This is a genomic window from uncultured Christiangramia sp. (assembly GCF_913046405.1).
Lineage (GTDB): Bacteria > Bacteroidota > Bacteroidia > Flavobacteriales > Flavobacteriaceae > Christiangramia > Christiangramia marina.
The window spans coordinates 1-3688 of the sequence record NZ_CAJWRQ010000157.1 but is presented as its reverse complement, the minus strand read 5'-3'; the positions used below and the strand labels follow the sequence as shown (position 1 = coordinate 3688).

Annotated in this window: 5 protein-coding genes; 3 read left to right on the top strand and 2 right to left on the bottom strand. The window is 36.3% G+C overall.

The features are described 5' to 3' along the window. Together QZ620_RS13665 and QZ620_RS13660 are read right to left on the bottom strand one after the other, a co-directional pair. Positions 1 to 361: hypothetical protein (locus QZ620_RS13665; protein WP_295182702.1), on the bottom strand; the 361-nt coding region annotated here is incomplete at its 3' end. A 102-nt stretch (positions 362 to 463) separates the two neighbouring features. Next, positions 464 to 1498 (bottom strand): LacI family DNA-binding transcriptional regulator, encoded by a 1035-nt coding sequence (locus tag QZ620_RS13660; RefSeq protein WP_295182699.1) that lies wholly within the window; start codon positions 1496 to 1498, stop codon positions 464 to 466. A gap of 330 nt (positions 1499 to 1828) precedes the next feature. Here QZ620_RS13660 and QZ620_RS13655 point away from each other — a divergent pair, with 330 nt between their 5' ends. The 3 genes from QZ620_RS13655 to QZ620_RS13645 all read left to right on the top strand — a co-directional run bounded on the left by QZ620_RS13655 (position 1829) and on the right by QZ620_RS13645 (position 3630). After that, positions 1829 to 2149, top strand: a complete 321-nt coding sequence (locus QZ620_RS13655) for a phosphoribosylpyrophosphate synthetase (RefSeq protein ID WP_295182696.1) — start codon at positions 1829 to 1831, stop codon at positions 2147 to 2149. 95 nt (positions 2150 to 2244) lie between these two features. Further along, complete coding sequence (locus QZ620_RS13650) at positions 2245 to 2742, top strand: Dps family protein (protein ID WP_295182694.1); 498 nt, start codon at positions 2245 to 2247, stop codon at positions 2740 to 2742. A gap of 12 nt (positions 2743 to 2754) precedes the next feature. Then, complete coding sequence (locus QZ620_RS13645) at positions 2755 to 3630, top strand: mechanosensitive ion channel family protein (RefSeq protein ID WP_295182691.1); 876 nt, start codon at positions 2755 to 2757, stop codon at positions 3628 to 3630. Positions 3631 to 3688: the final 58 nt, after the last annotated feature.

Genomic DNA, 3688 nt, shown 5'->3' with positions numbered 1-3688 from the left:
CGCTGGAGCCCATTCCACCGTGAATGGTATTCGCATTTCCATCACCTTGTATTGTTTCAGCTGCTATACTGCCTACTAAAATTTCAAAGTTAGTTGCTCCTGCAGTAGTCATGCTAAGATTAGTGTTATCTGCGAATGTAACCTCTTTAAAGGTCAGAGTGTCAGTCCCAGCCCCACCATCGAGCTTGGCCATGTTCAAGGATGAGATATCTGACATCTTGATCCACACATAATCGTCACCTGCTCCCATGTCAACACTGTCACCATTCTTAAAGATAGCTTCGTTAATTACGTCATTACCATCACCCATCTTCAAAGTGAGATTGCCGCCGAACTCTGAGGAACGGTTAAAGTTTAGCAAAACTTCGTCATTCCCAGCGCTGCCCTGGACGACAACAGCGCCTGAAACACTACTGATATTGACTCCATCAAATAATAATGCAATATATAACTGGACTACAGGTCAAACAACAGAGCAAATTGTTGTAAGTGATTTAGGCTTGTATTCAGTAGAGATACATACACAGGAAGGTTGTTTAATTACTGACAGTTTTTTGATTATTGTTAACGATTGTGAATATTTCTTTTTTGCACCTAATGCTTTTACTCCTAACTCAGATGGATGCTGTTCGATATAGCTAAGTGATGGCGTAAGATATTCTGCGATGTCTTTATTGATATAACCAATGATCTTTAAATCTTCCGGTATTTTAATATTTTGCTCATAAGCCACTCTTGTTGTGATGATTGCGCTTTCAAAATCTGTACAAAGTAAAGCCTCAACTTTTTCTGTCACTAACAGTTTTTCGATCTTGGATTTTAAGGTTCCCTCACTACTGCTACGCGCTGTAAATACTGGCAAATTATCCATTGCTTTCTGGTAACCAGATATCCTTAGCTTTCCAATACCAACATGATGAATAGCTGAAGCAATCCCTATTCTTTCCAAACCTTTTGCTCTAAAGAATTTCGTAGCATCGTAGAAACTCTTTTCATCATCTACGCCCACTTTATCTGCAGGTAGATTTAGATTAATTCGGTCGTAAACAACAACAGGAATATCGTAATCTAAGAGGGCAAACAGGTGATCATACTCTGCCTTTTTCTGAGTTTCTTCTGAAACTGCAATTAAAACTCCGTCGACCATTCCAGAAGTCAGAAGATCACAAATTTGCTTTTCGCGATCGAGTGATTCATTGGAAATATAGGTGATTATCTGCTGATCATGTAGCTGCGCCTGAGCTTCTATTCCAGATAGAACCCTGGCAAAAAAGCTGTTGGATATATTTGGAATCACAACACCAATAGTACCTGTCTTGCTTTTTTTCAAATTAACTGCTACCGGGTTTGGCCGGTAGTTGTGAAGCTTTGCTAACTCCTTAACCCTTTCGGCTGTTTTAGGACTAATTTCCGGACTATCATGAAGTGCTTTCGAAACCGTAGAAACACTCACGTTAAGTAACTTCGAAAGCTCTTTTAAGGTTATTTTACTCTTCATAATAAACTGTTGAAATAAATTAATTCAATAATTGCTGCGGAAATACCTGTCTTCATTTACCAATTTGCAAAGAAAAGAATAAATTATGGTTTTGTAGTTATCGGGCTAATCGAACGAATTTTGCGCTGACTAAGAAACACCTTAATTCTTAAGACTGTTAATCACAAACAAGTATTTCATTCCTAAACCTGAAGGATACACATCATTACCTTATTCGTAAACTTCCCGAAAACCCTTGTAAACACTCAGTTAAACTTATCCTAAACACGACCAACCACTTGTGCATAATCTGCTATCATCGTAATTTACATCTACTAAAATTAAATAACCATGAAAGATTACGGAACATTATCCCAGGCTATAAACAAATTGAAATTAGAAGAAGGATACAAACATGATTTCAACCTGCTTGATGAAAAGATCGAATTGAAGTCAGAAAATGCAACATTTGGTGTTGAAGAATTTGAGGTTGATAAAGTCCTGCGATTCGAAGGAATGAGCAATCCTGACGATAATTCGATCCTATATGCCATCACCACCACTGATGGAAAGAAAGGCGTCCTTACCGACGGATATGGTATTTCCAGCGGACAAATATCCAAGGAAATGATGAAGAAACTGGATCTGAAGGATCACAGACCTATAGATTAATGGTTAAAGTTCTACTAAACCATTGATTATAATTTTGGTTTTGTTTCAATCATTATATTTTTGAATTAAATTTTAAAAAACTATAAACAAAAACTATGAACTATTTAGGATTAGATAAGGAAAAAACTGCTAAAACGGTTTCTGAATTAAATATTTTATTAGCTGACTATCATTTATACTATCAAAAACTTAGAAATTTTCACTGGAATGTAATTGGAAAAAACTTTTTCGATCTGCATGAAAAATTTGAAGAGCTTTACGATGAAGCGAAGCTTAAAGTTGATGAGATAGCTGAGCGTATTCTTACTTTGAGATACCAGCCTACCAGTAATATGAGTGAGTATTTAAAAGACTCAAATTTAAAGGAATCTCCTAGTGATATTTCTGACAGCAAAATGATCGAAATCTTACTGGAAGATCACGGACTACTGCTTAAACAAATGAGAAAAGTGGTGGAAATTGCTGATAAATCTGGAGATGAAGGTACAATTGATCTAATCGGTGCTTATATTAGAGAGCTAGAAAAAACCAGCTGGATGTTGGATGCATGGAAAATGAAAACTTCAGATCAACACAAACCAGTTAAGAAATAAGCAACTTAGAGTATGCAGGAATTTAATCTTCAGGATTCAGTTAAAGGTATTTGGGATAAACTAGAAGGATGGCTGGATACCATTATTCTAGGTCTTCCAAACTTCCTTCTCGCAGTGGTTGTCTTTATCATTTTTGTTTTTATCGCGAAGTATGTCGGTAAAATTTTTGATAAGATTTTCGCCAAAAGTATCAAACAGGATTCCATACGCCAGATGGCCACGAAAGTGATCAAGGCAATTGTAATCCTGATTGGTTTCTTTATTGCATTAGGACTTCTAAACCTAGATACTGTACTAACTTCAGTTCTGGGAGCGGCAGGAGTTGTTGGGTTAGCTATTGGTCTTGCTTTGCAAGGAACTTTGAACAACACTTTTTCAGGTTTAATTCTTAGTTTCCTGCCAGAATTGCAAATTGGTGACTGGGTGGAAACCAATGGGTTTGCAGGATCGGTTATGGAGATCAACCTCAGGAATATTGTGATTAAGCAATCTGACAATAACTATGTTATTATTCCTAATGCAAAGATTATTGAAGAACCTTTTAAGAACTTTACACGGACTGCTCGTTCAAGAGTATTTGTAAATTGTGGAGTTGGATATTCTTCAGATTTAGAAATGGTAAGAGACTTAACTATTAAAACTATCGAGGATATTTTTCCGCAGAGGGGAAATGAAGAAGTTGAATTGATGTTTCAGGAATTTGGTGATAGCTCGATTAATTACGTCTTGAGATTCTGGACAGATGTTACGAAGAATAGAGATATTCTTATCGCTCAGAACACAGCGATTATTGCTATTAAGAAAGCTTACGATGCTAAAGGAATCAATATTCCATTCCCAATTAGAACGATCGATTTTACGAATAAACTGTCAGTCAATAAGGATTAAATTTAATATTTGATATATAAAAAAACCGGCTATACAGCCGGTTTTTTTTGCTCTTGAT

Coding starts and splice junctions, on each gene's coding strand:
- QZ620_RS13660 (WP_295182699.1), bottom strand. CDS start 1,498: ATGAAGAGTAAAATAACCTTAAAAGAGCTTTCGAAGTTACTTAACGTG.
- QZ620_RS13655 (WP_295182696.1), top strand. CDS start 1,829: ATGAAAGATTACGGAACATTATCCCAGGCTATAAACAAATTGAAATTA.
- QZ620_RS13650 (WP_295182694.1), top strand. CDS start 2,245: ATGAACTATTTAGGATTAGATAAGGAAAAAACTGCTAAAACGGTTTCT.
- QZ620_RS13645 (WP_295182691.1), top strand. CDS start 2,755: ATGCAGGAATTTAATCTTCAGGATTCAGTTAAAGGTATTTGGGATAAA.